We start from the raw sequence: 24027 nt of genomic DNA, 5'->3' as shown, positions 1-24027 counted from the left end.
CGGCCCCGCTGATGGACTCGATGTGCGGGGCATCGTCCTTGTAGGCGCGCTCCATATAGGCGGTCCAGAGGTCTCGGGGCTCGACGATGTGGGAATCGGCGGAGATGACGGCGTACTTCATGGCGGCCCCTTTCCCGAAGCGGCGGCGCGTGCCAACGGGGGCATTATAGTCCCCCGGCAAGCCGCCGCCGACCAGGCGGTTATGGGAGGGGCACGCCAGGGAGAAACGGCCGTTTTGCAGAGCCTGCCTATGCTAGAATACATCCAGTTTTCCTTCGAGAGATGCCATGCCTATCTATGAGTATCGGTGCGCCGCCTGCAAACGGAAGACGGATGTCTTTGTCCGGACGATGACGGAGCCGGAGAGCCTGCAGTGCCGGCATTGCGGGGGCAAGGAGCTGACGCGCGCCGTCTCCAAGTTCGCGGTGGGGAAGACGACGCAGCAGGTGTGGGAGGGGTCGGAAGAACCGGCGCTGCACAATAGCGACGAGTACTACAAGGACCCGCGCAACATCGGGCGGTGGACGGAGAAGCGGATGGCGGAGCTTGGCGTGGATATGCCGGAAGAGGCGCGGGAGATGATTGATGCGGCGCGGGACGGGGAGATGCCAGCGCCGCTGGACGATCTGTAAGGGATTCGACCTAACCCCTTGCCCCTTCCCTGCGAAGGAAGGGGCACTTTGCTGATCAAGGCAGTGGCGTTCTGTGTTTCGCCAGGCTTATGAAGGAGTTCAGCATGCCTTCACACAATTCCACGTCCAACTTAGACGGCATCGCCGAGAGGATACGGGCGGCGCTCTCCACGAAGCACCAGGCGCGGGAGGCGGTCTACCCGCTGACGCGGAAGGTGGTGCAGGAGGCGGCGAACGCGATACGGGCGGTGCATCGCGAGGCCTTTGACGAGGCGGCGGCGCAGCTCACGGCGGCGAAGGGCTTCCTGACGGAGATCGAGCGGAATACGAGCGGCCACGCAGACCTGCGGAATACGGGCTATGTGGAGATGGCGGAGAAGGAGTATGCCGAGGCGAGCTGTGTCTTTGCCCTGGGCAAGGGCGAGCCGGTGCCGGACCCGGACGCCATAGGCGTGCAGTACCCGGCCTACCTGAACGGCCTTGGCGAAGCGGCGGGGGAGCTGCGCAGGATGGTGCTGGACGCCCTGCGGAAGGACGATGTGCACCGGTGCGAGGCGATCCTGGGCGAGATGGACGATATCTACACGATGCTGGCGACGATGGACTTTCCGGACGCGCTGACGGGGAACCTGAAGCGGACGACGGATATGGTGCGCGGGGTGACGGAGCGCACGCGGGGCGACCTGACGATGGCGCTGCGGCAGGCGCGGCTTGAGGCGAAGCTGGGAGATGTGGAGAAGAAATTGGATGGGAAGCGATAAGCGGCGCGTTCTAGAAAGGGTCACGCTCCAAGGCAGTCACGTCCGGCTCGAACCCCTCACACTCCAGCACGTCCCCGGCCTTGTTGCTGCCGCGACCATGTCTCGAGGGTCGTACGGTTTCACCGAAGTCCCATCCACCCAGGCGGCCATGCGGCGCTATGTGGAGACGGCGCTGGCGCGCCAAGAGGCGGGAACAGCGCTGCCTTTTGTCACTATCAACTGCGCGACAGGGCGGATAGTCGGCTCGACGCGCTTCGGCAGCATCGAGTTCTGGGATTGGCCGCCGGGGAGCGCACATCAACGCGGGGAGGACCTGCCGGATGTGGTGGAGATCGGGTGGACGTGGCTTTCGCCCGAGGCGCAGCGGACGGGGATAAACACCGAGGCGAAGCTGTTGATGCTGACGCATGCCTTCGAAGTGTGGCGGGTACATCGCGTGTGGGTACGCACAGATTCGCGGAACCAGCGGTCGCGGACCGCCATCGAGCGGCTGGGCGCGAGGCTGGACGGAATAATCAGGGCGGAGCGAATGGCTTACGATGGTGAGATCAGAGACACGGCGACGTACTCGATCACGGATGCGGAGTGGCCTGCGGTGAAGGCGAGGATAGCGGGGCTGCTGCGACCAAGCTAGCCGATGGTGAGCAGGGACTGGCGCATGGTGACCTTCTGGCCGGGCTTCACCTTGACGGCCTTCACCACGCCGGCCTTTGGGGCCTTGATCTCGTTCTGCATCTTCATCGCTTCCACGACGAGGAGGACATCGCCCTTGGCCACCTCCTTGCCCTTTTCCACTTCGATGCGGACGATGACGCCGGTGAGAGGGGAGTCTACGGAGACTTCGCCCGATTCGCCTTCGTGCGCGCCGAAGCCGGTCTTGGCGTTCGCCCAGGAGGACTTGACCTTCACCGCGTAGAGGTCTGTGCCGCGCTGGACGTTGTAGGTATCGTCCTGCTTGCTGATGAGGAACTCGAGGGATGTGTTGTCCAGGATGAGGGAGACGAGGTTGGTCCCCTGGAAGCGCTTGAGGTCGGCACTCCAGGACTTATCGCCGGACTTCACGATGACGCGGTCGCCCGATTTTTCGAGGACGACATCGAACCACTGGCCGTCAACCTGGGTGCGGTAGTGCTCTAGCGCCATGGCCTGTCCCAGATCTGCCCGAGGGCGGCCGATTTCCAGAGGCTGGCGCCGCCGGTCTTTGCGCCGTTCTTGCCTTGGCCCTTGGTCGCCTCGCCTTTACTCTGGTGTTCCAGGAGCGTGGCGGCGATGGCGGCGTAGAGGGCGTCCTTCTTCTGTTCCTGCTGGAAGAGGTCGGCGTTCTCGTCTAGGAACATGGTGTGGATATCGCCGGAGAGGAACTTCTTGTGGCGGATGATAGCCTGGAGGAAGGGGATATTGTTCTGGATGCCGAGGATCTTGTAATCGCCCAGGGCGCGACGCATGCGGCGGACGGCCTGCTCGCGGTTGTGGCCCCACGTGATGAGCTTGGCGATGAGGGGGTCATAGAAGACAGGGATCTCGAAGCCGCGGGAGACGCCGCTATCCACGCGGACGCCTGGGCCGCCCGGCTCCGAAAGGAGGGCGATGAGGCCCGGCGAAGGCATGAAGTTGTTGTAGGGGTCTTCCGCCGAGATGCGGCATTCCATGGCCCAGCCGTTCCACTTGATGTCCGATTGCTTGTGGCGGAGCTTCTGGTTATCCGCCACCAGGATCTGCTCTTCCACAAGATCGAGGCCGGTAACCATCTCCGTGACGGTGTGCTCCACCTGGAGGCGGGTATTCATCTCCAGGAAGTAGACATCGCCGCCGGTGGTGAGGAGGAATTCGCAGGTGCCGACGCCGCTGTAGTTGACGGCCTCCACGGCGGCAAGGCCCGCCTTGACGAGCTTGGCGCGGATCTCCGGCGTGACGGCGACGGATGGGGACTCTTCGATGATCTTCTGGTGGCGGCGCTGGACGGAGCATTCGCGCTCGCCCAGGTGGATGGCGTTGCCGTGGTTATCGCGCAGGACCTGGAGCTCGATGTGGCGGACGGGCCGCAGGTACTTCTCCAGGTAGACGGTGGAGGTGCCGAAGGACGAGGCGGCCTCGCCCTGGGCCATCTTCATGACGTGCTCGAGCTCTTCTTCCTTATGGACGATGTGCATGCCCTTGCCGCCGCCGCCGCCGGAGGGCTTCATCAGCACGGGATAACCGATCTGCTTGGCCATCCTTTTCATTTCGTCCAGAGAGGCCGCCGCTACCGTTACGCCGGGGACGATGGGGACGCCCGCCTTTTCCATGAGGCGGCGGGCGGAGAGCTTATCGCCCATGGAGCGGATCATCTTGGAGTTGGGGCCGATGAAGGTGACGCCGGCTTTTTCGCAGGTCTCCGCAAAGTCGGCGTTCTCAGCCAGGAAGCCATAGCCGGGGTGGATAGCCTCGGCGCCGGACTTCTTGACGGCTTCGATGATGGCATCGAAGCGGAGGTAGCTCTGCTTGGCGGGAGGGGGGCCGAGGAGGTAGGCCTCGTCGGCGTAGCGGACGTGGGGGGAAAGGCGATCAGCCTCGGAATATATGGCGACGGTGCCGATGCGCATGTCTTCGCAGGTGCGCATGACCCGCAGGGCGATCTCGCCCCTGTTGGCGATCAGTATCTTTTTGAACACGCGGCTAGCCTTTAGTTACCGGGTTGGTGTGAATGCGGGCGCATCGGACTCTTCGCGCCGCAGGATATCCAAGAAGTCGGTGGACTTCAGGTCTTTTTCCAAAAGGTGTCTCATATATTGGCGTAAGGTGTGCTCGACTTCAAGGGCCAGGTCGGTTTCCAGGCGTACTTTCGATGCAGTCTCGAAACTGCCCCGGGCTAGGAGGCGCAGGACCTTGAGGGCGTTGAGGAAGAGGGGGCGGGCGAGGGGGTCGCTGCGGCGGCAGGCGGGACAGAGGACGCCGCCCAGGGCGGGGCTGAAGGAGTTGGTGGTGGGGCTGAGGGTGACGTTGCAGGCGAGGCAACTGTACAGCTCGGGCTGGAAGCCGGTGAGGATGAGGAGCTGCATCTCGAAGTAGCGGAGGACGATGGGCGGGCTATGGTCCTCCGAGAGGCGGGCGAGGGTATCGCGGAGGAGCCCATAGAGGCCGAGGTTCTCCAGTCCTTCGCCGCCGAACTGGTCAACGAGCTCGGTGGCGTAGATGCCGCAGGTGGTGCGCCAGAGATCGCCGCGAAGGCGGGCGTGGGAGGCGACGGTCTCTGCCTGGGAGATGACGTCGAGGGCGCCGCGGCCCTTGGCGATGAGGACTTCCGCGCAGACCAGGGGCTCAAGGTGGCCGCCCAGGTGGCTTTTGACGCGGCGCACGCCCTTGGCGACGGCGCGGACCTTGCCGTGGTGGGGGGTGTAGAGGGTCAAGAGCCTATCGGCCTCGCCGAGGGGGAGGTTCTTGAGGACGATGCCCTGCGTCTTTTGGAAGCGAGGTCGGTCCATGGGAGGGTCAAGGTTCAAGGAACAGGGAGCAAAGGTTGAGAGAAATAGTCGGAGATTGCCGATGTAGCCCTTGGGTAGGTCTTCACTCCGAGCATGGCCGCACCTCTCTCCATGGTCACCGTATGACGATACCGCGCCGCCGAGTTTTACGCAGCCGCGGGCGTTCTCCACCCCGAATTTCCGAGAGGCTGCGGAAGGCATGCTCTTCCTTGATCGCGGTCCTCAATTCCAGCGTGTCTTCCAAGTCTTCCAGTCGCTTCAGCATCCGATGGATTCCACGGACGCGCTGGCTCGCACCTGTTCGCCGACTGCTCTCAAACTCGGCTCGGGCGGCACGGGCCAACTTAGCCAATTTAGCTGGAGAAGAGGCAAAGAGCCTGTTCCACCGCCGCTCCGAGGCGAGTTCTTGTAAAAGCCAAGCGGCAATCACATCCTGGTCAGATGGGGAGAGCCTTTTTGCTTCTCTGAAAGCCTTGGTAAGGAGCTTGGTCATGATGGATGTCTCATCCGGATATGAGCAACTTGTGTTCTCCCGAGCCTTACATCTCCAGGCGGCCTTCGAGGGCGCGGGAGAGAGTGACTTCGTCGGCGTATTCGAGGTCGGCGCCGGAGGGAAGGCCGCGGGCGATGCGGGTGACACGGATGCCGAGGGGCTTGATCTGACGGTGGACGTAGGCGGCGGTGGCTTCGCCCTCCAAGTTGGGGTTGGTGGCGAGGATGACCTCGTTGAAGCCGCCTGTGGCGAGCCTATCCACCAGCTGCTGGAGCTTGAGATCGCTTGGGCCGATGCCATTGATGGGGGAGATGGCGCCGTGGAGGACTTGGTAGAGGCCCTTGTAGGTGCGGGCGCGCTCCAGGGCCAGGATGTCCAGCGGCTGCTCGATGACGCAGAGCTTGGTGCGATCGCGGGCGGCGTCCGAGCAGATGGCGCAGGGATCAACGTCCGTGATGTTCTGGCACTGGGAGCAGAAGACGACGGTCTCTTTGACCTTGGCGATGGCCTCCGAAAGGGCGAGGGCCTCTTCCTTAGAGGTGCGGATGAGGTGATAAGCCAGGCGCTGGGCAGTCTTGGGCCCGATGCCCGGGAGCTTGTGCAGCTCTTCGATGAGTCGGGCGATGGGCGCGGCGGCCGGCAGGTAGTCCACGGCGGCCTTACATCAGCCCCGGGATGTTCATGCCTCCGGTGGCCTTCTGGAGGTGGGCGGCGGCAAGCTGGCGGGACTTTTCCAGGCCTTCGCTGACGGCGGCAAGGACGAGGTCCTCCAAGGCTTCCACGTCATCCGGGCTGACGGCGTCCTTGGCGATCTTGATGGACTTGACGCGCTGGTCCCCGGTGACGACGACGGTGACCATGCCGCCCCCGGCGCTCGCCTCGGCGGTGAGGGTGCCCAGCTCCTCCTGTGCTTTCTGGATGCGGGCCTGGAGCTGCTGGGCCTGGCGAATGAGGTTCTTGTTCATCACGGCTGGGGGCCTCCTCCGACGATTTTCGCGCCCATCTCTTCGACGGCCGCCTTGAGCAGATGGCCTCCGGCGGCCGGGCGTTCATCGCGGGTGGAGATGACGCACTTCACTTGGTGGCGCTTGCCCAGGACCTTGGCGAAGGCCTCTTCCAGGGCGACGCGGGTGCCGGGGTTCTCGATTTCCTCTTTCATTTTATCTATGAAGAACTGGTTGGGAAAGCCGATGACGACAGAATCGCCCTCCAGGCCCGTGGGCCTGCCGCTGCGCAGCAGGGCGTCCAGCTTCATCTTCTGGCCCTTGCCTTTGCAGGCGTCCGCCACAAAGCGCCAGCTCTCTCTGAGCCGGATGAAGAGATCGGGGTTGGTGGAGATGGTCGCCGAGGAGGAGGCTACGGCCGCAGGGACCGGCGGGCGGTTCTCCGGCCGCGCCGGAGGCGGCGAGGAGGGCCGCGCAGGCGGCGCTTGTTGTATCGGAGGGCGCGCGGGAGCGCGTTCGCCGTAAGAGCGATAGCCTTCAGGCGACGAGGAGAGTGGGCGCGCAGGCGGCGGCGCAGGCCGCGCAGGGGCCGGAGCGGCCTGGGGCCGCGCGGCGACGGGCTGGGGCTCGGCGGCGAGGGCGGTGGCCGATTCGATGAGAGCGACTTCCAGCGGAAGGGGTGAGCTGCCCGTCTGCCGCAGGTCTTGCTGGGCGAAGGTCTTTATGGCGCGGACGACACGCTCCACGGGGACGGCGCTGGTGGCGTTCATGACCTCCTGCTGTTGCTCCGCGGAGAGGTCCACGGTCTCTCTTGCGCCTGATTTGAGAAGGAGGATGCCGCGGAGCTGGAGGAGGACTTCCCGGTGGAAGGAGGCGACCTCCAGGCCTTCGTTCATCGCCTCCGTGATGGCGGCCAGTCCGCCCGAGGTATCGCCGGTAAGGGCGGCGATGGCGAGCCTGCGGGCCTGGACTTCGCCGCCGATGCCGAGAAGCTCGCGGATGTCCTGGATATCGAGTCGCTTGGCCTGGCCGATGGCAAGCTGTTCCAGGAGGCCGATGGCATCGCGAAGGCTACCGCCAGTGGCGCGGGCGATGGCGGCGAGGGCCTCCGGCGAGACATCGAGCCCTTCCGCCTTGGCGATCTGGGTGAGGCGCTGGGCGACGTCGGACATGGGGACGCGGCGGAGGTCGAAGCGCTGGCAACGGGAGACGATAGTGGCCAGGAGCTTCTGCGGGTCGGTGGTGGCGAGGATGAAGAGGGTGTGGGGCGGAGGCTCTTCCAGGGTTTTGAGAAGGGCGCTGGCGGCATCGCGGGAGAGCTGGTGGACTTCGTCTATCAGATAGACCTTGTAGCGGGCCTGGTTGGGGGAGAAGTTGACCTTATCGCGCAGGCTCTGGACATCGTCTATTGAGCGGTTGCTGGCGGCATCTATCTCGATGAGATCGAGGGCGCGGCCTTCGGAGATAGAGAGGCAGATCTCGCACTCATTGCAGGGCTCGCCTTTGCCGTTCTTCTGGCAGTTGACGGCCTTGGCGAAGATGCGGCCCAGACTGGTCTTGCCTGTGCCACGGGGGCCGCAGAAGAGGTAGGCATGGGCGACGCGGCCGGAGGCAAGGGCGTTGAGGAGGGTGGTAGTGACGTGCTCTTGGCCTACCACATCGGCGAAGCGCTGGGGACGCCACTTGCGATAGAGGACTTGTGCTGCCATAGCTGTGTATCCGTCTGCAATCCAGGTTTGCTACGCCTTGCGGGTGATGCCGAGGGAGGAGAGGATGGCCTCTTGCCGCTCGCGCATCCGCTGTTCATCGGCCCGCCGCTGGTGGTCATAGCCGAGGAGGTGGAGGAGCCCGTGGACGAAGAGGAAGGCTACTTCACGCTCAACGGAGTGGCCGTAGTCGCGGGCCTGCCGAACAGCGCGGGGGTATGATACCACCACTTGACCTAATGTGCTGGGGTCGTCCGGCGATGAGGCGAAATCGGCGTCAGATTCGGCGAGGGCGAAGGAGAGGACGTCCGTCACCTTGTCCTTGCGGCGGTACTGTTTGTTGAGGCGGCGGATGCGAAAGTCCGTGGTAAGCAGGAGGCCGATTTCCTGGGGAGCCTGGAGCCGCTCCAGGTCAAGCGTCCGCTGGGCGATGCGGCGGAGCCAGGGGCGAGTGATACGGCGGGCAACGGCGACCGTTATCTCTATATCTATAGTGTGGCGCGGCAAGGGCATGTTGAGAACTGCACCGGCGGGGCAAACGTAGATTGCATTATAGACGGCGAAGGGGGCCTTTTACCCCGTACCACTTGGTATCATAGGCGGCGCTATGGCAAGACCTGCTGACGGCCTCATGCCCAAAGCCGTCGGCTTTCTGAAGGCGAAAGGGCACCTGCTCCTCCTCCTCGGCCTGATGGCGCTGGCCTTTTACCTGCGTCTCTACGGGATCAATTGGGCCAACGGCGGCCACTTCCATCCGGACGAGCGGGCGATCGTGGAGTACAGCCGCAGGATCGCCTTTCCCACAGACGAGCCTTCGCTCCTCTTTGATCAGCGAAGCCCGCTGAACCCCGGGTGGTTCGAGGCCGATCCGGGCTGGTTCAACTACGGCTCGCTGCCGCTCTATCTGATCCGCTTCGTCAGCTATATCGCGCCGCCCGACTGGTTCGGGGAGGCGACCTATGACCAGGTCTTCCTGGCCGGGCGGGCGCTTTCGGCCGTCTTTGACGTGCTGGGCATCTTGGTGCTGTACCTCATCGGGGCGCGGCTCTTTGGGAAGTGGGCCGGGGTGCTGGCTGCATCGCTGATCACCTTCTCCGTGCTGCACATCGGCTACAGCCACTTCCTGGCGACGGACATCATGCTCGCCGCGCTCCTGGTGGTGAGCTTTTACTTTGTGGTGAAGGCGGCGGAGCGGGGGCAGCTGAGGCACTTCGCCCTCGGTGGCATCTTCTTCGGCCTTGCGATGGCGACAAAGTTCAGCGCGGCGCCCTTCGCCCTCGGCTTTGTGGCGGCGGCGTGGCTTTGGGCCTCCAGCCAATGGCGGGACAAGGCGCAGCAAGGGCGGACGCTCACCCGGGCTATCGTCCTTGTCATCGTGGCCTTGGCTGTTGCGGGGGCGGCAATGGTCATCACCCAGCCGTACGGCGTCATTGACTACAAGTCGTTCGCGGCGGACGTGAGCGAGCAGGGCGAGATGGTGCGCCGCATCCGCGATTACCCGTACACGCGCCAGTACGTGGATACGCCCGCCTATAGCTACCAGATCAAGCAGCTGGTGGTCTGGGGCATGGGCATCCCCGCGGGACTGCTGATGCTGGCGGGACTGCTCTTCAGCCTGGCGGCGGCGCTCTTCAAGCGCAGGCCGGCGCACATCCTGCTGGTGGTGTGGACGCTGCCCTACTTCATCATCAACGGTTCTTTTGATGTGAAGTTCATGCGCTACATGCTGCCGATGACGCCGTTCCTGGCGCTGATGGCGGCGGCCTTCACGGCGTGGCTGGTGCGGCAGGCGCGCACATGGACATGGAGCAGAATGGCGCCGCGGGTGGTTTACGCCGTCCTGGCGCTGACGATGGCCTTCACGGTCTTTTACGCCTTCGCCTATTCGCGCATCTATGTGAAGCCGCATCCGGCGGAGGCGACCTCCCAGTGGATATTGGCGAACGTGCCCAAGGGTTCCATCCTGGCGAAGGAGCACTGGGAGGAGGGGCTGCGCTTCTTGGGCGACTACCGCCACACGGAGATGGAGCTGTACAACGACCCGGAGAACAGCTTCAAGCGCAACCAGATGATTGACCGCCTGACCCAGGCCGATTACCTCATCTTCTATAGCAACCGCCTCTACGGCACGATCCCGCGGCTTGAGGAGCGTTATCCGCTCACCACGGCCTACTACAAGCTGCTCTTTGGCGGCGAGCTAGGCTACGAGCTTGTTCATTGGGAGGCCTCTTACCCCAACCTCTTTGGCGTGGCCATCAAGAACGACACCTTTTCCCGGCCGGGCCTGCCGGTGCCGGAGCCGTTCGAGGAGTACAAACCTGCCCCGCTGACGATCAACCTGGGCTTTGCGGATGAGAGTTACAGCGTCTATGACCACCCGCTGGTGCTGGTCTTCAAGAAGACGGTGACCGGGTCGGCGGCGGCGCAACGAGGCTTTTTTGACGCGAAGCTGCCGCCCGCTTCGCCGACCGGGCCGGAGCCGCCCGCGGGGCTGCTGCTGACAAAGAGCGAGGCGAAGGCCCAGCAGGAGGGCGGAACGTGGTCAGACCTCTTTGACCGGGACAGCTGGGTGAACACGGTGCCGGCAGTGGTCTGGTACCTCGTCATCCAGCTGATGGCGCTGCTGACGGTGCCCATCGCGATGGTGGTCTTCCGGGGGTTGCCGGACAAGGGCTATTTCATGGCGAAGATGCTGGGCCTGCTGTTGGTCTCCTACTTCGCTTGGGTGATGGCGAGCTGGCACTGGCTGGCCTTCACGCGCCTCTCCATCGGCCTCGGCATCTTCCTCTTGGCAGTCGTCGCGTGGTTCGTGGCGCGGTGGAAGCGGAAGGAGCTGCTGGCATTCTGGCGGGAGAACAAGCGCCTGATCCTGACGGGGGAACTGCTCTTCCTCGTCGCCTTTGCCGCCGCCTTCGCCGTGCGCATCTGGAACCCGGACCTGTGGCACCCCTATCGCGGCGGCGAGAAGCCGATGGACTTCGCCTATTTCAATGCCGTGGTGCGTTCCTCCTTCATGCCGCCCTACGACCCGTGGTATTCCGGCGGCTACCTGAACTATTACTACTTCGGCCAGTTCCTGGCGGCAGTACCGACGAAGTTCACCGGGGTGGTGCCCTCGATCGCCATCAACGTCGCCATCCCGATGTTCTTCGCCCTTACGGCCATCGGCGTCTTCTCCGTGGCGTACAACCTCGCCGAGCTGACGAAGCGTCGGCTGGCGATCCCGATGCCTTCGCCGGTGAAGGCGGGCTTGCTGGCCGTTCTGCTGGTGCTCATCGCAACGAACCTGGACGGCATCGTGCAGGTGGCGCAGGGGCTCGGGCGCGTGGTGAACGACCGGTCCTTCGGCACCTTTGATTTCTGGCGGAGCAGCCGCCTGATGACGCCGGACCCGCCGGGCTTTGAGATCAACGAGTTCCCGTTCTTCACCTTCCTGTTTGCCGATCCGCACGCGCACCTCTTTGTGATGCCGCTGACGCTGGTGGCGCTGGGGCTGGCGATGGCCTATCTGACCCAGGCGCGTCGCATGGGGCGCATCGGGGCTATGGCAATCTTGCCGTACCTCGGCCTGGCGCTGCTGCTTGGGGCAATCCAGGCGACGAACAGCTGGGATGCGCCGACGTATCTCCTCCTCATCGGCCTCACGCTGCTGATCACGGAATACATGGTGCGGAGAGAGGCCTGGGGCGGTATGACCGGCGCGGCGAAGGTGGTGGACCTGGGCGCGACAGCCATCCTGGCCGGGATCAAGGCGATCGGCGTCTATGTGCTTTCAGCGATCATCTGGCGGCCCTTCCATAGCCGCTACGAGACCTTCCTGCCCATCACGGACAGCGTGCAAGGGAGCGAGGCGAAGACTGCATTGTGGCAATACCTGGAGATCCAAGGCGTCTTCATCGTCATCCTTTTCGGCTTCCTGGCCTACCGGCTCTGGCGCGAGCGCGCGACGACGGGGCTTGGCGGCCTTGGCCTCGTGCGCGTCTGGCGGACGGAGAGCCAGGCGGCGGATGGAACGAGGCAGGAGGCGACGCTGCTGGGTGTGAAGCCCTGGGCGGTCTACGCGGCGGTAGTGACGGGTCTCTTCTTCTATCTCTGGGCCACGGACTACACCACGGTGGGCTTCCTGCTGGTCATGTTTTCCCTGCTTATCCCGCTCCTTTTCCGGGCCGTGAAGCTGCCGGGCGATGCGGCAAAGGTGGAAATCTTCATCCTCGCGCTCTTTGCCATGCCGCTCATCCTGGGCGGCGCGGTGGACCTCTTCAACATCAACCTGCCGCTGGGGCGCATGAACACGGTCTTCAAGCTCTACCTGCAGGCGTGGGTCCTGCTGGGCATCCTGACGGCCTATGCCGTGTGGCGCATCGGCTTTGGGGGCATCTTCACGCGGCGCCGGCTCAGGGCGGGAATCCGGGCCTTCCTTATGCTGGCGATCTTGGCGGTGCTGGTCTACCCCGTGATGGGGACACAGGTGCGCGTCCGCGACCGCTTCAACACGTCCATCGCGCCGACGGCTGACGGGATGGCCTATATGGACAGGGCGACCTACCAGGATGGACACCCCACCCCACGGGACATGCGGTTTGACCTGGATAAAGAGGCCATCGAGTGGCTGCAGGACAACGTGAAGGGGTCGCCGGTCATCGTGGAAGGGAACACGGACTTGTACCGGTGGGGGAATCGCGTCTCTATCTACACGGGGCTTCCGGCGGTCATCGGCTGGGACTGGCACCAGAAGCAGCAGCGCTGGGGCTTCCAGCCGTCCGTGGATACGCGGCGGCGCGATGTGAGCCAGTTCTACAACACCGCCAGCATCGCGGAGGCCGAGGCCTTCCTGGACAAGTACGGGGTGAAGTACGTCTACGTGGGCCAGCTGGAGCAGGCCTTCTATCCGCCGCAAGGCATCGCAAAGTTCGAGCAGATGGATGGAAAGCGGCTAGCGCTGCGCTACAGGAACGTGGGCGTGAAGGTCTACGAAGTGCTGCCCAAGGTCTAGACCGGCTACTTGGGCGGGCGGTAGCGCGGGTAGGAGCCGAAGACCTTCAGCAGGCTCGTGACGGCGCGGAGGCTTTCGAGCGTCTCCTGGGCCTTTGGGTCCAGGCGGTGCAAGTCGAAGTCAATCAGGAAGAAGTATTTCCCCAGGCTCTCTTTTGCGGGACGCGATTCGATCTTAGAGAGGTTGATGCCCTTGGTGGCAAAGAGGCCGATGGCCTTGTAGAGCTGGCCCGGCTTGTCCTCTGCGAAGGAGAAGGCGATGGAGGTCTTATCGTCGCCGGTGGGCTGGGCATCGTGCTGGGCCAGGACGACGAAGCGGGTGGCGTTCCCGGCGTGGTCCTGGATGCCGACTTCGAAGATGGCGGCGCCGTAGATCTGCGCCGAGCGCTTGGGCGCGATGGCGGCGGCATCGCCGCCCAGCTGGGCCATCATCTGGGCGACTGCGGCTGTGGTGCTGAGGGTGGCCACAGGGCTGGCGCGGCTGAAGCGAGTCTCCAAGTAGCGCTTGCATTGGGCCAGGGCCTGCGGGTGGGAGTAGACCACGCGCACATCTTCCGCCCTGGCGCCCGGCTTGAGCAGGAGGCAGTGGGTGATGGGGATGACGAGCTCCTTGCTGATGAGGAGCTTGGAATCGTGGATGAGGAGATCGAGGTTGTCCACCACGGAGCCTTCGATGCTGTTTTCGATAGCGACGACGGCCTCATCGGCCTCGCCGTTTTCGACGGCGCGGGTGGCGCTACGGACGGAAGGAAAGGCGACGCGCTCCGCGGAAGGATCGTGGACGATGACGGCCTCTTCCGTGTTGCTTCCGGCGGGGCCGAGGTAGGCGATCTTCTTGGGCTTGGTTGGCATAGGGTCCCGCCGGGCGGGCAGCGGCAAGTATAGCAGGGAGGGATGTGCCCAAGAGTCGCCGACGGGAGCTATCGGAGTGATGGGGGATGGTCGCGCTGCACGGGGAGAAACCTTCTTTTCCAGGTTTGCGCGAGGGGCGAATGCTCCGTATAATAACGAGACTGAGTCGCCGGGTTTCCCGGATGAGGTAGCAGATGGATAAGGGTACGCCAAAGCTAAAGAGCGGCCTCGCGCAGATGCTCAAGGGCGGGGTCATCATGGATGTGGTGACGCCGGAGCAGGCCAAGATCGCGGAGGCGGCGGGCGCGTGCGCCGTGATGGCGCTGGAGCGCGTCCCCTCCGATATCCGCGCCGCGGGCGGCGTGGCCAGGATGGCGGACCCTACGGTCATTGAGCGCATCATGAAATCGGTCACCATTCCGGTGATGGCCAAGTGCCGCATCGGCCATTTTGTGGAGGCGCAGATCCTGGAGGCGATGGGCGTTGACTATATTGACGAATCGGAAGTGCTGACGCCCGCCGATGAGCTGCACCACGTCTGGAAGCATGACTTCAAGGTGCCCTTTGTCTGCGGCTGCCGCGACCTGGGCGAGGCGCTCCGGCGCATCGCGGAGGGAGCGGCGATGATCCGCACCAAGGGCGAGGCGGGGACGGGGAACATCGTGGAGGCGGTGCGCCACATGCGCTCCGTCCAGTCCGGCATCCGCAAGGCGCAGGCGATGGGCCAGGACGAGCTGATGGCTGAGGCGAAGTCCCTGGGCGCGCCGCTGGACCTGCTGATCGAAGTGCATAAGACGGGGAAGCTCCCCGTTGTGAACTTTGCCGCGGGCGGCGTGGCGACGCCTGCCGATGCGGCGCTGATGATGCATCTTGGGGCCGAAGGGGTCTTCGTCGGCTCCGGCATCTTCAAGTCGAGCGACCCGGAGGCCCGGGCCAAGGCCGTGGTGAAAGCCGTCACCCATTACAAAGACCCCAAAATCCTGGCGGAAGTCTCCAAGGGCCTTGGCGAGGCGATGTCCGGCAAGGACGTGCGCACCATGAAACCGGAGGAGCTGCTGGCGACGAGGGGTTGGTAGGAGGACGGCTGATGACCACCATCGGCGTGCTGGCCCTGCAGGGGGACTTCGCCGAGCATGCGGCAGTCCTCACGCGCTCCGGCGTTGATGTCCGGGGAGTCCGACTGCCGAAAGACCTGGCCGGCATCTCCGGCCTCATCCTCCCGGGCGGCGAAAGCACGACCTTCGCCAATCTGCTGGAGGCATATGGCCTCCGCGATCCGATCCGCTCCCTGGCGCAAGGGGGCATGGCGATATGGGGCACCTGCGCGGGGCTGATCGCCCTGGCGAACCGCGTCCGCGGGCGCGCCGAGGCGATCATCGGCGGGCTGGATGTGGAAGTGGAGCGCAACGCCTACGGCCGCCAGGTTGACAGCTTCGAGACGGACATCCACGTCCCAGCGCTGGGCGAGGGGACTTACCATGCGGTCTTCATCCGAGCGCCGGTCATCATAAAGGTTGGCCCCGGCGTGAAGAGCCTGGCTGCCCTTGGGGACGGCCCGGCGATTGCCGTCCGGCAGGGCAATCTCCTCGGCACAAGTTTTCACCCGGAGCTGACGGAGGACGCCCGGTTCCACCAGTACTTCGTCCAGCTTGCAGAAGAAAGCAGCAGGAGAGCGCGTGCTTCGATCCGCTAGCATCCTTGACCTGCCCTTCATCGCATCGCTGCAAGGCCAGGCGCTCGGAAGTGCGGCCGTGACTCTGGAGAGCCTTACCGGCGGCCACGGCATCGGCAATTCCTTCGGGCTCCTGGTCACCCAGGGACTGATGAAACGGTCGCGCCGCCATGCCGTGGTGGTTACCAGCCAGGGAAGGGCTGTGGGCTTCGGCATCGTACGGCGCCGGATGGGCCTCTCCTGCTGGGAGGTTGAGTGGGCGGAAGTAGCCAAGGGCGCAGAGGCTGTCTGGCCGGAACTGCTGGAGGGCCTGAGCGGCCCCGTCTCCATCCAGGGGGGCCAGCGGCTGCTCCTCCGCCTTGCGGACGGCAGTCCCATTGACCGGGCGGCGCAGCAGGCGGAGTTCCGCCCCTATTGCCGGGAGGAGCACTACGCTCTCACGGTGCGCATCCAGGATGAAGCAGGCGCCACCGAGTTTCCCGGCCTTCGCCCGGCGGCGGCTGACGACGAGCTCGGCCTCTACCAGCTCTATCGGGCCTCCGCGCCGCCGCAGGTCCGCGATGCTGAAGGGGTCACGATTGACCAGTGGAAGGAGAGCCGCCCGGCCCTTGCAGGCTGGCATATGCAGGGTGAATTTATCTGTGAGCGGGAGGGGCGTATCATTGGATGGTCTGCGGCGACCCGTCGCGGCGACACGGCCCTTCTGGGCATCGTGGTCGCAGGAGCGAACGGCGATGTTGCGCGCGCGCTGACGGCGGCGGCGATGCGGGAGGCCCAGGGCGCATCGTCCGCGCTCTGCCTGATGCCCGGGCATCAGCACTCGGCGGCGGCCGCCCTGCAGGCGAACGGGTTCGCGAAGCGCGGCGACTATACGCTCTATGTGAAGCATGTGACGGCGCGGGTGGGCCAACCCGAGATCGCAATGGCGAGAGCCTAACGAGGTGGCAAGAACAGCGTGACGAGCCTTCCAACCCAGCAAGCCGTAGCGGACGACCTGAATCTCCTTCTGGACGCGCTGCCTCCCCATGTGATCAAGGTGCTGAAGCAGGAGCCGGATATCGGCTCCCTTCTTGAGATCGTCATGGACCTTGGGCGCCTGCCCGCCGCCCGCTTCCTGAACCGGGAGCTGGCCCTGGACACCCAGGAAGTGACCCTGGAGGACCTGGCCTACGTGACGGGGCGCATCGGCGAGTTCGGCCAGGACAACCGCGCCGGGATCGAGCGGACGCTGCACCGGATCTCGGCGATACGCAACCGCAAGGGCAAGGTCGTCGGCATCACCTGCCGCGTGGGGCGCGCCATCTTCGGCACCATCAAGGTGATCGAAGACCTGGTCAGCTCCGGCAAGAGCGTCCTCATCCTCGGGCGGCCGGGCGTGGGCAAGACGACGATGCTGCGGGAGGTGGCGCGTGTCCTGGCCGACCAGTACACCAAGCGAGTCGTCATCGTGGACACCTCCAACGAGATCGCGGGCGACGGCGATATCCCGCACCCGGGCATCGGCAAGGCGAGGCGCATGCAGGTGCCGACCCCCTCGCTCCAGCATGAGGTGATGATCGAGGCGGTGGAGAACCACATGCCGGAAGTGGTGGTGATTGACGAGATCGGCCGGGAGGCCGAGGCGCTCGCGGCGCGCACCATCGCCGAGCGGGGCGTCCAGCTCATCGCCACCGCCCACGGCACAAGCCTGGAAAACCTGATGATGAACCCCACGCTGGCCGATCTCATCGGCGGCATCCAATCGGTGACGCTCGGCGATGAGGAGGCGCGGCGGCGCGGGACGCAGAAGAGCATCCTGGAGCGCAAGGCCCCGCCGACCTTCGATTCGCTGGTGGATATCCTGGCCTGGAACCGGGTGGCAGTTCATGAGGACGTGGCGGCAACGGTGGACGCCCTCCTGCGCGGACAGGCGGCGCCGCCGGAGATCCGATGGCTGGACGAAGCCGGCGCAGTCCAGCGCATGGAAGGCGAGGCGCAGGAGCTGCGCGCGCCCTCCATGGCGGTTCGCGACCACGAGGAGGAGGACTGGCGCCGGGAGCGGGAGCCGCGCCGCCAGGAGCACCACTTCAACGGCGGGCCCAAGCTGAAGGTCTACCCCTACGGCGTGAACCGGGGCCGCGCGGAGCAGGTGATCCGCGCCACAGGCCTGCCCGTAGAGGTCACGGGCGATGCCCGCCGGGCGGACGCCATCATGACCACCAAGGCCCAGTACCGCAACCGGCCCCAAGCGGTGCGCATAGCGGAAGAGTCCATGATCCCCGTCGTCGTTCTGCGGAAGAACACGAGCAATCAGATCGAGGACGCGCTGATTTCCCTATTGGACGCCCGCGTGCGCAAGGGAACGGAGCACGATGAGACGGCGGCAGACCCGGTGAATGAGGCGGAGGCCGCCGTGAAGCGGTTGCTGGAGGGCGAAGAGGAGACGGTGGAGCTGAGCCCCCAGAACTCGTATATCCGCAGGATCCAGCACCAGGTGGCGGAGAAGAACCAGCTCCTCTCCCGGAGCACGGGCAAGGAGCCCTTCCGCCGGGTGCGCCTCTTCCGGACGGGCAGACAGTAGGCCCTTGCCGGGCTCTACGCTTCGAACGTATCCTTCCTCTGCCGGTCCGGGCACAACAAGAGACGAGTATCTGCATGGCAACCAAGGGCCTTTTCATAAGTTTTGAAGGCGGCGAGGGCGCAGGGAAGAGCACTCAAGTGGGGCTGCTCTTGGCCCGCCTGCGCGCCCACGGCCATGAGGCCATCTCCGTCCGCGAACCAGGGGGAACGCCCCTAGGCGAGCAGGTGCGGAGCTGGGTGAAGAGCGTGGACGTGGCCCCCGCGACGGAGCTTTTGCTCTTCGCCTCGGCGCGGGCCCAGCTTGTGGAGAAGGTCATCAAGCCGAGCCTGGAGCGCGGGCGCATCGTGGTGGCGGACCGCTTCGCCGATTCCACGGTGGCCTACCAGGGCTATGGGCGCGGCCTGCCGCTGGATCTTGTGGAGTCGGTGAACAAGGTTGCCACGGGGGGCCTCATGCCGGATATCACCTTCCTTCTTGACCTGCCGGTGGAGGCCGCAATGGAGCGCATCGGCAGGCCCCAGCTTGGGCTGGAGTCCCAGGGGAAGGCGACGGCCGGGCGGGCCGACGAGGCCGGGCAATCGAAGTTCGAAGAGGCGGGCGTTGCCTTCCACCGGAGGGTGCGCAGCGGCTTCCTGAAGCTCGTGAAGGCGGCACCGAGGCGGATCTTGCTCATGGACGCCGCGAATCCCGGCGATGAGATCGCCGCCGCCGTGTGGCAGGCCGTGGAGCCTGCGCTAAAATCGCGCCAGGCGGCAGAGGCGGAGAGCAAGGCGAAGCCGGGGCAGTCCCGGCTGATCTGACGGCGGCTGGCGTATAATCGCCTTCCACCGACCCTCTGGAGGTGTGCCATCCCCGGCTTTCGCCTTATCCAGCACACCGCCGATACGGGATTCATAGCCTACGGCGCCGATATGCGGGAGCTCTTTGCCAATGCGGCCCGTGCGCTCTTCAGCATCGTCACCGACGTGAAGACGATCCGGGCAGCGGAGAAGCGGACGATCACGGCGGAGGCGGTGGACCGGGAGGCGCTGCTGGTGGCATGGCTGAACGAGTTCATCTTTCTCTTTGATTCCGAGCAGCGGCTCTTCAGCCGCTTTGACGTCCGGGCCGTCTCTAAGACCAAGGTGCGGGCGGTGGTCTATGGCGAACGCGCCGAGCCGAGCCGCCACCCGATCAAGACCGGGCTGAAATCGGCGACGTACCATCAGCTGAAGATCACGAAGGGGCCGAAAGGCTATCGCGCCAGGCTTATCCTGGATGTGTGAGGTGGGGCGATGAGCAAAGTGAAGCTGAACCGGCTGGACGACTATCGCTGGGAGATCCCTCAGGACTATAAGCCGGGCATGCGCGTGCCCGGCATCGTCTTTGCGGATGACGACATGATGGAGACGCTGAAGACGGACCCGGCGCTGGAGCAGGTGGCGAACGTGGCCTGTCTACCGGGCATCGTGAAGGCCTCCTACGCCATGCCGGATATCCACTGGGGCTATGGCTTCCCCATCGGCGGCGTGGCGGCGACAACGATGGACGAGGGGGTCATCTCTCCCGGAGGCGTGGGCTTTGACATCAACTGCGGCGTGCGAATGCTGCGGACGGATATGACGCTGGGCGATGTGAAGCCGAAGATGGACAAGCTCGTCGAAACGCTCTTCGCCAACATCCCCACAGGTGTCGGCGCCAAGGGCCGCCTGCGCCTGAGCAGCGATGAGCTGGACGAGGTGATGATGAAGGGGGCCAGGTGGGCCATCGGCAAGGGGCTGGGCGATAAGGACGACCTGGCGGTGACCGAGGAGCACGGGGTCATCACAGGCGGGGACGTCTCCCTGGTGAGCGACCGGGCCAGAGCGCGGGGTGCGCCGCAGCTGGGGACCCTTGGCTCAGGCAACCACTTCCTTGAGGTGCAGGCGGTGGACGAGATTTACGAACCGGCCATCGTGGCGGCGATGGGCATCACGGAGCCTGGACAGGTCACGGTGCTTATCCACTGCGGCTCCCGGGGGCTTGGGCACCAGATCTGCGACGACTATCTGAAGGTGATGGACTCTGCCCAGAAGAAGTACGGCATCTCTCTGCCGGACCGCCAGCTGGCCTGCGCGCCCCTCAGCTCGCAGGAAGGGCAGGACTACCTCGCCTCCCTGGCCTGTGCCGCCAACTTCGCGTGGGCCAACCGGCAGATCATCGCCCACTGGGTGCGGAAGTCGTTCGAGGCGGTCTTTGAAAAGAGCTGGGGCACGCTGGGTATCCGGCAGATCTACGATGTGGCGCACAATATTGCCAAGATGGAGATGCATGAGATAGACGGCAAGCGGATGAAGCTATGCGTCCATCGCAAAGGGGCCACCCGAAGCTTCCCGCCCCATAGCCGCTTCATCCCGGAGCGCTATGCGGAGATCGGCCAGCCCGTCCTTGTCCCTGGCGATATGGGCCGATACTCCTTCATTGGCGTGGGCACGCCGGAGGCGATGGGCCTGAGCTTCGGCTCGGCCTGCCACGGCGCGGGGAGACAGCAGAGCCGGGGACAGTCCAAGCGCGAGCTGAAGGGGCACGACCTCGCCAAGGAGCTGCGCGAACAGGGTGTGGTGGTGAAGGCGATGACGCGCGTGGGCCTGCTGGAAGAGGCCTCCAGCGCCTACAAGGACGTGGCGAAGGTGATGCGGGTGGCCCACAAGGCGGGCCTGGTGAAGAGGGTGGCGCGGATGCGCCCCCTGGGAGTCATCAAGGGCTAAGGGCCCTTGCTAGTCAGGCTCCTCGACCGCGTTCTTCAGGTGGGCGAAGCGGACAACACGCCCATCGCCGACCACGTCTATCGCGATGATGTCTACGCGCCAGTCGTCGCCCACCTCCGGGTGCGCTTCGAGATATTCGCTCGCCAGGGTTGCCAGCTTCTCCTGCTTGGCGCGGGTGATGGACTCCTCGCCGGAGCCGAAGCGGCGGCTCTGCTTCGTTCGCACCTCGATGAGCGCCGTCGTCCTGCCGTCCTGGGCCACCAGGTCCAGCTCGCCTGAGGGCAGGCGAACCTTTGCGCCAAGGATGCGATAGCCGAAGCGCTCCAGGCGCTCGCGGGCGTAGCGCTCGCCGAAATCGCCAAGGGCTTTGCGTCTGGCCGTCATCGCGTTCGCGCCGTCAAATTCTCCCCGCTCTTTCATCCTCTGCCAGGGGTGGAGTCGGCCCTTCTATACGCCTAAGCGCGGCTGGAGGAGCAGTTCGCGGATGGGGGAGAAGCTCTTGCGGTGGATGGCGCACGGGCCGAGGGCGCGGAGCTGTCGCAGGTGCTCGGCGGTGCCGTAGCCCTTGTGCCGGGCGAAGCCGTAGCCGGGGTGGCGCGCGTCCATCTCCAGCATGAGCCGGTCGCGGGTGACCTTGGCGATGATGGAGGCGGCGGCGATGGACTTGCACAAGGCATCGCCGTCAATGATGGCCTTGCCGGGAAGCCCAAGATGCGAAAGATCAACGGCATCCACCAGAAGGGCTTGCGGCTGGGGCTTGAGCTGCGCGATAGCGGCGGCCATGGCCTTGCGCGTGGCCGGGGCAATCCCGATCTCGTCAATCTCCTCCGCCGTGACAAGGCCTACGCCGAAGGTGACAGCCGAGGAGGCGACCAGGTGGTAGAGGTCATCGCGGCGGACGGCGGTGAGCTGTTTGCTATCGTTGAGCAGGCTCCAGGGTTGTTCTTCTCCGGAGGGGCCGTGGATCCAAGAGTCGGGAAGGACGGCGGCGGCGGCGACGACCGGCCCTGCGAGGGGCCCGCGCCCAGCCTCGTCCACGCCTGCGATGAGGCGCAGCCCCTTTGCGCGCAGTGCCAGCTCTTCATCGAAGGTGCAGACGGTTTTATGGTGGGCTGGCATCTCCGGCGCGCCTTAGGGCGTGGACAGCGGCCCCATGTACTGCGGGGTTTGCAGGCCTTCGCGCAATCCCTTGATATAGGCGACCTGGCCGCCGTGCTGGTTCATCTCCCAGACAAGCTGGGCAAAGACCTCCGCTACGGTGATCATCTTCCCCCAGCCGGTCTTCACGGTAGGACCGTCGTCGGCGGGGTTCCAGCCATCCAAGAAGGCGCTGGTGGCGGCGCGGACGGCGGCGGAGTATTCGAGCAGGAGAGAGACCGGCGGCGACTTCCATGCGGTGATCTGCTCTTGGGTGTAGGTGTAGCCCATATCGCGCATATCTTCCGGCATGGCGAAGCGCTTGGCCCAGCCGTCCGAGACCCAGAGGTGGGGCTTGCGCAGGATAAGGCGGTTGACCCAGCCGTCTTCCACGCGGGCCATGTGCCAGACAAGGAAGCCGATGCTGTTGGCGTGCGGCGCGGGATGCCAGTCCAGGGCATCCTGGGAGAGGCCGCTCACCTTTTCCAGCAGGTCTTTGCGCGCCAGGTGGAGGGAGGTTTGGATGAAGGTTTTGACTTCCATAATGCTCCTAGCACGCGGGGCTGGGCGTCCGTGCCGCGACGCGGTCAATGCTGCCGCCGCCGAGAACGCTATCGCCCTGGTAGAAGACGACGGCCTGGCCTGGGGTGAGGGCGCGCTGAGGCTCATCGAAGACGACCTTGGCAGAGGAGCCTTCGATGGAGAGCGTCGCCGGGGCCTCAGGGGACTTGTAGCGGTACTTGGCGGTGACGCGGGAGCCATCGGGAGGCGGCGCGCCTAGGACCCACCGGACGTCCTTGGCCCATAGCGTATCGCTCAGCAGGTCGTCCCTGCCGCCGATGGTGACGGTCCGCCGTTCGGCGTCTATGCCGACGACGTACCTGGCCTCCTTGCCGGGGATGCCGAGGCTCTTGCGCTGGCCTATGGTGAAGTTGACGATGCCCTGGTGATCGCCGAGGCTGTGCCCCTCCGTGTCCACGATCGCGCCGGGCTGGGGCTTGAGGAACCCGGCGACGAAGCCGCGATAATCGCCGTTCGGGATGAAGCAGATATCCTGGCTATCCGGCTTAGAGGCATTGGGCAGGCCCGCCTCTTCCGCGATGCGGCGTATCTCCTGCTTGGGATACCGGCCGACGGGCAGGAGCGTTCGCGAAAGCTCGCTCTGGCCCAAGCCGTAGAGGACGTACGACTGGTCCTTGGACGGGTCAACGGCCTTGAGGAGGCGATAGGTCTTGCCATCCTTGGACACGCGGGCATAGTGGCCTGTGGCCAGGTAGCGCGCGCCGATGGTCTTCGCCCGTTCCAGCAAGGGGTCGAACTTGACCTTGTTGTTGCAGGCGATACAGGGGTGCGGCGTGCGGCCCTGGGCATATTCGGCGACGAAGTAGTCTATGACGCCGGACTTGAACTCGCGCTCGAAGTTGATGACGTAGTGGGGGATGCCGATGGCGGCGGCGGCCTGCTGGGCGTCCGAGACATCATCCACGGAGCAGCAGCGCTTGGCCCGGCCGGAGGCGTAGGGATCATCGGGGGTGTGGAGGCGCATGGTGATGCCCACGACGTCATAGCCGGCGTCCTTGAGGAGGAACGCGGCTACGGATGAATCAACACCGCCGCTCATGGCGACGACGATTTTTTCTCGCGGCATTGAGCCTCCTGGGAAAGGATAGCACAGCCCGATGCGGAACACGGTCCGAGAGGCTCGGGCCCGTAGGGACGAGTCTGCCGGGGATGGGCTGGCCTCTCCGGTGTAGCGGAGCCCTTTGGGAGGCCAACCCCGACGCCGGATCAGGTTGCGGGAGCAACCCAGACGGCGTAGGCCCGTTCGTCGTGGTGATTGGGGATCACCGCTCCTCAGGGGGACAGAGGGGGCGCTCCGGTGCGGCCCCGATGCAACATGCGGGGTGAGGATACACACGGTCCGAGCGGTCCGGACTCGTAGGAACGAGAGTGAGGACACGTGCCCCGCGCGATGGACCCAGGGCGCGTGCCCCGCGCCCCTACTCCTTTCTTTGAGATGGGTGTGGGGATGGGTGTGCTGCAGAGGGCCCGACGGTGTGCCATGGGTGGACGCGTCCAGCAAAGGTGCGG

The 24027-nt window shown here is 65.1% G+C and carries 24 protein-coding genes and 1 pseudogene; 11 read left to right on the top strand and 14 right to left on the bottom strand.

Annotation, left to right across the window (positions count from 1 at the left end):
• Nucleotides 1-121, bottom strand: a 121-nt coding sequence (locus FJ039_10145; protein MBM4406520.1) for an amidohydrolase, incomplete at its 3' end; no start/stop codon positions are given.
• 166 nt (nucleotides 122-287) lie between these two features.
• Here FJ039_10145 and FJ039_10140 point away from each other — a divergent pair.
• The 3 genes and pseudogenes from FJ039_10140 to FJ039_10130 all read left to right on the top strand — a co-directional run bounded on the left by FJ039_10140 (nucleotide 288) and on the right by FJ039_10130 (nucleotide 2027).
• Nucleotides 288-632 (top strand): annotated as a pseudogene (locus FJ039_10140) (zinc ribbon domain-containing protein).
• Between the two features lie 104 nt (nucleotides 633-736).
• Nucleotides 737-1393, top strand: a complete 657-nt coding sequence (locus FJ039_10135) for a haloacid dehalogenase (GenBank protein ID MBM4406519.1) — start codon at nucleotides 737-739, stop codon at nucleotides 1391-1393.
• The gene (locus FJ039_10130; protein ID MBM4406518.1) at nucleotides 1380-2027 is read left to right on the top strand and encodes a GNAT family N-acetyltransferase; all 648 of its coding nucleotides are present in this window, start codon (nucleotides 1380-1382) and stop codon (nucleotides 2025-2027) included. The genes FJ039_10135 and FJ039_10130 overlap by 14 nt, the downstream gene beginning before the upstream one ends.
• Here the strand turns inward: FJ039_10130 and FJ039_10125 are convergent.
• Genes FJ039_10125 through ybeY form a run of 8 tightly spaced genes read right to left on the bottom strand, consistent with a single transcriptional unit; the run spans nucleotide 2024 to nucleotide 8510 of the window.
• Nucleotides 2024-2536 (bottom strand): acetyl-CoA carboxylase biotin carboxyl carrier protein subunit, encoded by a 513-nt coding sequence (locus tag FJ039_10125; GenBank protein ID MBM4406517.1) that lies wholly within the window; start codon nucleotides 2534-2536, stop codon nucleotides 2024-2026. The two genes, FJ039_10130 and FJ039_10125, sit on opposite strands and share 4 nt — an antisense overlap.
• Nucleotides 2527-4044, bottom strand: a complete 1518-nt coding sequence (gene accC, locus FJ039_10120) for an acetyl-CoA carboxylase biotin carboxylase subunit (protein MBM4406516.1) — start codon at nucleotides 4042-4044, stop codon at nucleotides 2527-2529. Before accC ends, FJ039_10125 begins: the two co-directional genes overlap by 10 nt.
• Nucleotides 4045-4059: 15 nt before the next feature.
• On the bottom strand, nucleotides 4060-5055 hold the full coding sequence (gene recO, locus FJ039_10115) for a DNA repair protein RecO (GenBank protein MBM4406515.1): 996 nt from the start codon (nucleotides 5053-5055) through the stop codon (nucleotides 4060-4062).
• A complete protein-coding gene (locus tag FJ039_10110; GenBank protein ID MBM4406514.1) occupies nucleotides 4970-5347 on the bottom strand; it encodes a hypothetical protein in 378 nt (125 codons plus the stop codon). Before FJ039_10110 ends, recO begins: the two co-directional genes overlap by 86 nt.
• A gap of 46 nt (nucleotides 5348-5393) precedes the next feature.
• Nucleotides 5394-5999, bottom strand: coding sequence for a recombination protein RecR (recR, locus tag FJ039_10105; protein MBM4406513.1), 606 nt, complete (start codon nucleotides 5997-5999; stop codon nucleotides 5394-5396).
• Nucleotides 6000-6006: 7 nt separating this feature from the next.
• On the bottom strand, nucleotides 6007-6312 hold the full coding sequence (locus FJ039_10100) for a YbaB/EbfC family nucleoid-associated protein (GenBank protein MBM4406512.1): 306 nt from the start codon (nucleotides 6310-6312) through the stop codon (nucleotides 6007-6009).
• Entirely contained in the window at nucleotides 6312-8000 is a 1689-nt protein-coding gene (dnaX, locus tag FJ039_10095; GenBank protein MBM4406511.1) for a DNA polymerase III subunit gamma/tau, read from the bottom strand. The genes FJ039_10100 and dnaX overlap by 1 nt, the downstream gene beginning before the upstream one ends.
• Before the next feature lie 30 nt (nucleotides 8001-8030).
• Nucleotides 8031-8510 (bottom strand): rRNA maturation RNase YbeY, encoded by a 480-nt coding sequence (gene ybeY / locus FJ039_10090; protein MBM4406510.1) that lies wholly within the window; start codon nucleotides 8508-8510, stop codon nucleotides 8031-8033.
• A gap of 94 nt (nucleotides 8511-8604) precedes the next feature.
• On the opposite strand from ybeY, the gene FJ039_10085 reads away from it, so the two are divergent.
• Nucleotides 8605-12990: a phospholipid carrier-dependent glycosyltransferase gene (locus tag FJ039_10085; GenBank protein ID MBM4406509.1), complete on the top strand. Its 4386-nt coding sequence runs from the start codon at nucleotides 8605-8607 to the stop codon at nucleotides 12988-12990.
• A gap of 5 nt (nucleotides 12991-12995) precedes the next feature.
• Here the strand turns inward: FJ039_10085 and pheA are convergent, their stop codons facing one another.
• On the bottom strand, nucleotides 12996-13841 hold the full coding sequence (pheA, locus tag FJ039_10080) for a prephenate dehydratase (GenBank protein MBM4406508.1): 846 nt from the start codon (nucleotides 13839-13841) through the stop codon (nucleotides 12996-12998).
• 194 nt (nucleotides 13842-14035) lie between these two features.
• Between pheA and pdxS the strand changes: the two genes are divergently transcribed.
• The 7 genes from pdxS to FJ039_10045 all read left to right on the top strand — a co-directional run bounded on the left by pdxS (nucleotide 14036) and on the right by FJ039_10045 (nucleotide 20799).
• Complete coding sequence (gene pdxS / locus FJ039_10075; GenBank protein ID MBM4406507.1) at nucleotides 14036-14917, top strand: pyridoxal 5'-phosphate synthase lyase subunit PdxS; 882 nt, start codon at nucleotides 14036-14038, stop codon at nucleotides 14915-14917.
• A gap of 11 nt (nucleotides 14918-14928) precedes the next feature.
• Nucleotides 14929-15534: a pyridoxal 5'-phosphate synthase glutaminase subunit PdxT gene (gene pdxT / locus FJ039_10070; protein ID MBM4406506.1), complete on the top strand. Its 606-nt coding sequence runs from the start codon at nucleotides 14929-14931 to the stop codon at nucleotides 15532-15534.
• Nucleotides 15518-16450, top strand: coding sequence for a hypothetical protein (locus FJ039_10065; protein MBM4406505.1), 933 nt, complete (start codon nucleotides 15518-15520; stop codon nucleotides 16448-16450). Before pdxT ends, FJ039_10065 begins: the two co-directional genes overlap by 17 nt.
• 18 nt (nucleotides 16451-16468) lie before the next feature.
• Nucleotides 16469-18073: an AAA family ATPase gene (locus FJ039_10060; protein MBM4406504.1), complete on the top strand. Its 1605-nt coding sequence runs from the start codon at nucleotides 16469-16471 to the stop codon at nucleotides 18071-18073.
• Nucleotides 18074-18147: 74 nt separating this feature from the next.
• The gene (tmk, locus tag FJ039_10055; protein ID MBM4406503.1) at nucleotides 18148-18873 is read left to right on the top strand and encodes a dTMP kinase; all 726 of its coding nucleotides are present in this window, start codon (nucleotides 18148-18150) and stop codon (nucleotides 18871-18873) included.
• A gap of 6 nt (nucleotides 18874-18879) precedes the next feature.
• A complete protein-coding gene (locus tag FJ039_10050) occupies nucleotides 18880-19338 on the top strand; it encodes an archease (GenBank protein ID MBM4406502.1) in 459 nt (152 codons plus the stop codon).
• A 9-nt stretch (nucleotides 19339-19347) separates the two neighbouring features.
• The gene (locus FJ039_10045) at nucleotides 19348-20799 is read left to right on the top strand and encodes an RtcB family protein (GenBank protein ID MBM4406501.1); all 1452 of its coding nucleotides are present in this window, start codon (nucleotides 19348-19350) and stop codon (nucleotides 20797-20799) included.
• 9 nt (nucleotides 20800-20808) lie between these two features.
• Here the strand turns inward: FJ039_10045 and FJ039_10040 are convergent, their stop codons facing one another.
• Genes FJ039_10040 through mnmA form a run of 4 tightly spaced genes read right to left on the bottom strand, consistent with a single transcriptional unit; the run spans nucleotide 20809 to nucleotide 23584 of the window.
• On the bottom strand, nucleotides 20809-21219 hold the full coding sequence (locus FJ039_10040) for a YraN family protein (protein MBM4406500.1): 411 nt from the start codon (nucleotides 21217-21219) through the stop codon (nucleotides 20809-20811).
• A gap of 27 nt (nucleotides 21220-21246) precedes the next feature.
• Entirely contained in the window at nucleotides 21247-21918 is a 672-nt protein-coding gene (locus FJ039_10035) for a ribonuclease HII (GenBank protein ID MBM4406499.1), read from the bottom strand.
• A gap of 12 nt (nucleotides 21919-21930) precedes the next feature.
• On the bottom strand, nucleotides 21931-22605 hold the full coding sequence (locus tag FJ039_10030; protein ID MBM4406498.1) for a DinB family protein: 675 nt from the start codon (nucleotides 22603-22605) through the stop codon (nucleotides 21931-21933).
• A complete protein-coding gene (gene mnmA, locus FJ039_10025; GenBank protein MBM4406497.1) occupies nucleotides 22487-23584 on the bottom strand; it encodes a tRNA 2-thiouridine(34) synthase MnmA in 1098 nt (365 codons plus the stop codon). Before mnmA ends, FJ039_10030 begins: the two co-directional genes overlap by 119 nt.
• Nucleotides 23585-24027: the final 443 nt, after the last annotated feature.

This window comes from Chloroflexota bacterium (assembly GCA_016875535.1).
Lineage (GTDB): Bacteria > Chloroflexota > Dehalococcoidia > SHYB01 > SHYB01 > VGPF01.
Note: the sequence above shows the minus strand (reverse complement) of the source record. Positions and strands in the feature narration are given on the sequence as shown.

What these genes read in the sequence shown, in the direction of transcription:
- FJ039_10135 (MBM4406519.1), top strand. Translation starts at nt 737, where the DNA reads ATGCCTTCACACAATTCCACGTCCAACTTAGACGGCATCGCCGAGAGG.
- FJ039_10130 (MBM4406518.1), top strand. Translation starts at nt 1,380, where the DNA reads ATGGGAAGCGATAAGCGGCGCGTTCTAGAAAGGGTCACGCTCCAAGGC.
- FJ039_10125 (MBM4406517.1), bottom strand. Translation starts at nt 2,536, where the DNA reads ATGGCGCTAGAGCACTACCGCACCCAGGTTGACGGCCAGTGGTTCGAT.
- recO (MBM4406515.1), bottom strand. Translation starts at nt 5,055, where the DNA reads ATGCCTTCCGCAGCCTCTCGGAAATTCGGGGTGGAGAACGCCCGCGGC.
- FJ039_10110 (MBM4406514.1), bottom strand. Translation starts at nt 5,347, where the DNA reads ATGACCAAGCTCCTTACCAAGGCTTTCAGAGAAGCAAAAAGGCTCTCC.
- FJ039_10100 (MBM4406512.1), bottom strand. Translation starts at nt 6,312, where the DNA reads ATGAACAAGAACCTCATTCGCCAGGCCCAGCAGCTCCAGGCCCGCATC.
- dnaX (MBM4406511.1), bottom strand. Translation starts at nt 8,000, where the DNA reads ATGGCAGCACAAGTCCTCTATCGCAAGTGGCGTCCCCAGCGCTTCGCC.
- ybeY (MBM4406510.1), bottom strand. Translation starts at nt 8,510, where the DNA reads ATGCCCTTGCCGCGCCACACTATAGATATAGAGATAACGGTCGCCGTT.
- FJ039_10085 (MBM4406509.1), top strand. Translation starts at nt 8,605, where the DNA reads ATGGCAAGACCTGCTGACGGCCTCATGCCCAAAGCCGTCGGCTTTCTG.
- pheA (MBM4406508.1), bottom strand. Translation starts at nt 13,841, where the DNA reads ATGCCAACCAAGCCCAAGAAGATCGCCTACCTCGGCCCCGCCGGAAGC.
- pdxS (MBM4406507.1), top strand. Translation starts at nt 14,036, where the DNA reads ATGGATAAGGGTACGCCAAAGCTAAAGAGCGGCCTCGCGCAGATGCTC.
- pdxT (MBM4406506.1), top strand. Translation starts at nt 14,929, where the DNA reads ATGACCACCATCGGCGTGCTGGCCCTGCAGGGGGACTTCGCCGAGCAT.
- tmk (MBM4406503.1), top strand. Translation starts at nt 18,148, where the DNA reads ATGGCAACCAAGGGCCTTTTCATAAGTTTTGAAGGCGGCGAGGGCGCA.
- FJ039_10045 (MBM4406501.1), top strand. Translation starts at nt 19,348, where the DNA reads ATGAGCAAAGTGAAGCTGAACCGGCTGGACGACTATCGCTGGGAGATC.
- FJ039_10040 (MBM4406500.1), bottom strand. Translation starts at nt 21,219, where the DNA reads ATGAAAGAGCGGGGAGAATTTGACGGCGCGAACGCGATGACGGCCAGA.
- FJ039_10035 (MBM4406499.1), bottom strand. Translation starts at nt 21,918, where the DNA reads ATGCCAGCCCACCATAAAACCGTCTGCACCTTCGATGAAGAGCTGGCA.
- FJ039_10030 (MBM4406498.1), bottom strand. Translation starts at nt 22,605, where the DNA reads ATGAGCCTCAGCGCGCCCTCACCCCAGGCCAGGCCGTCGTCTTCTACC.
- mnmA (MBM4406497.1), bottom strand. Translation starts at nt 23,584, where the DNA reads ATGCCGCGAGAAAAAATCGTCGTCGCCATGAGCGGCGGTGTTGATTCA.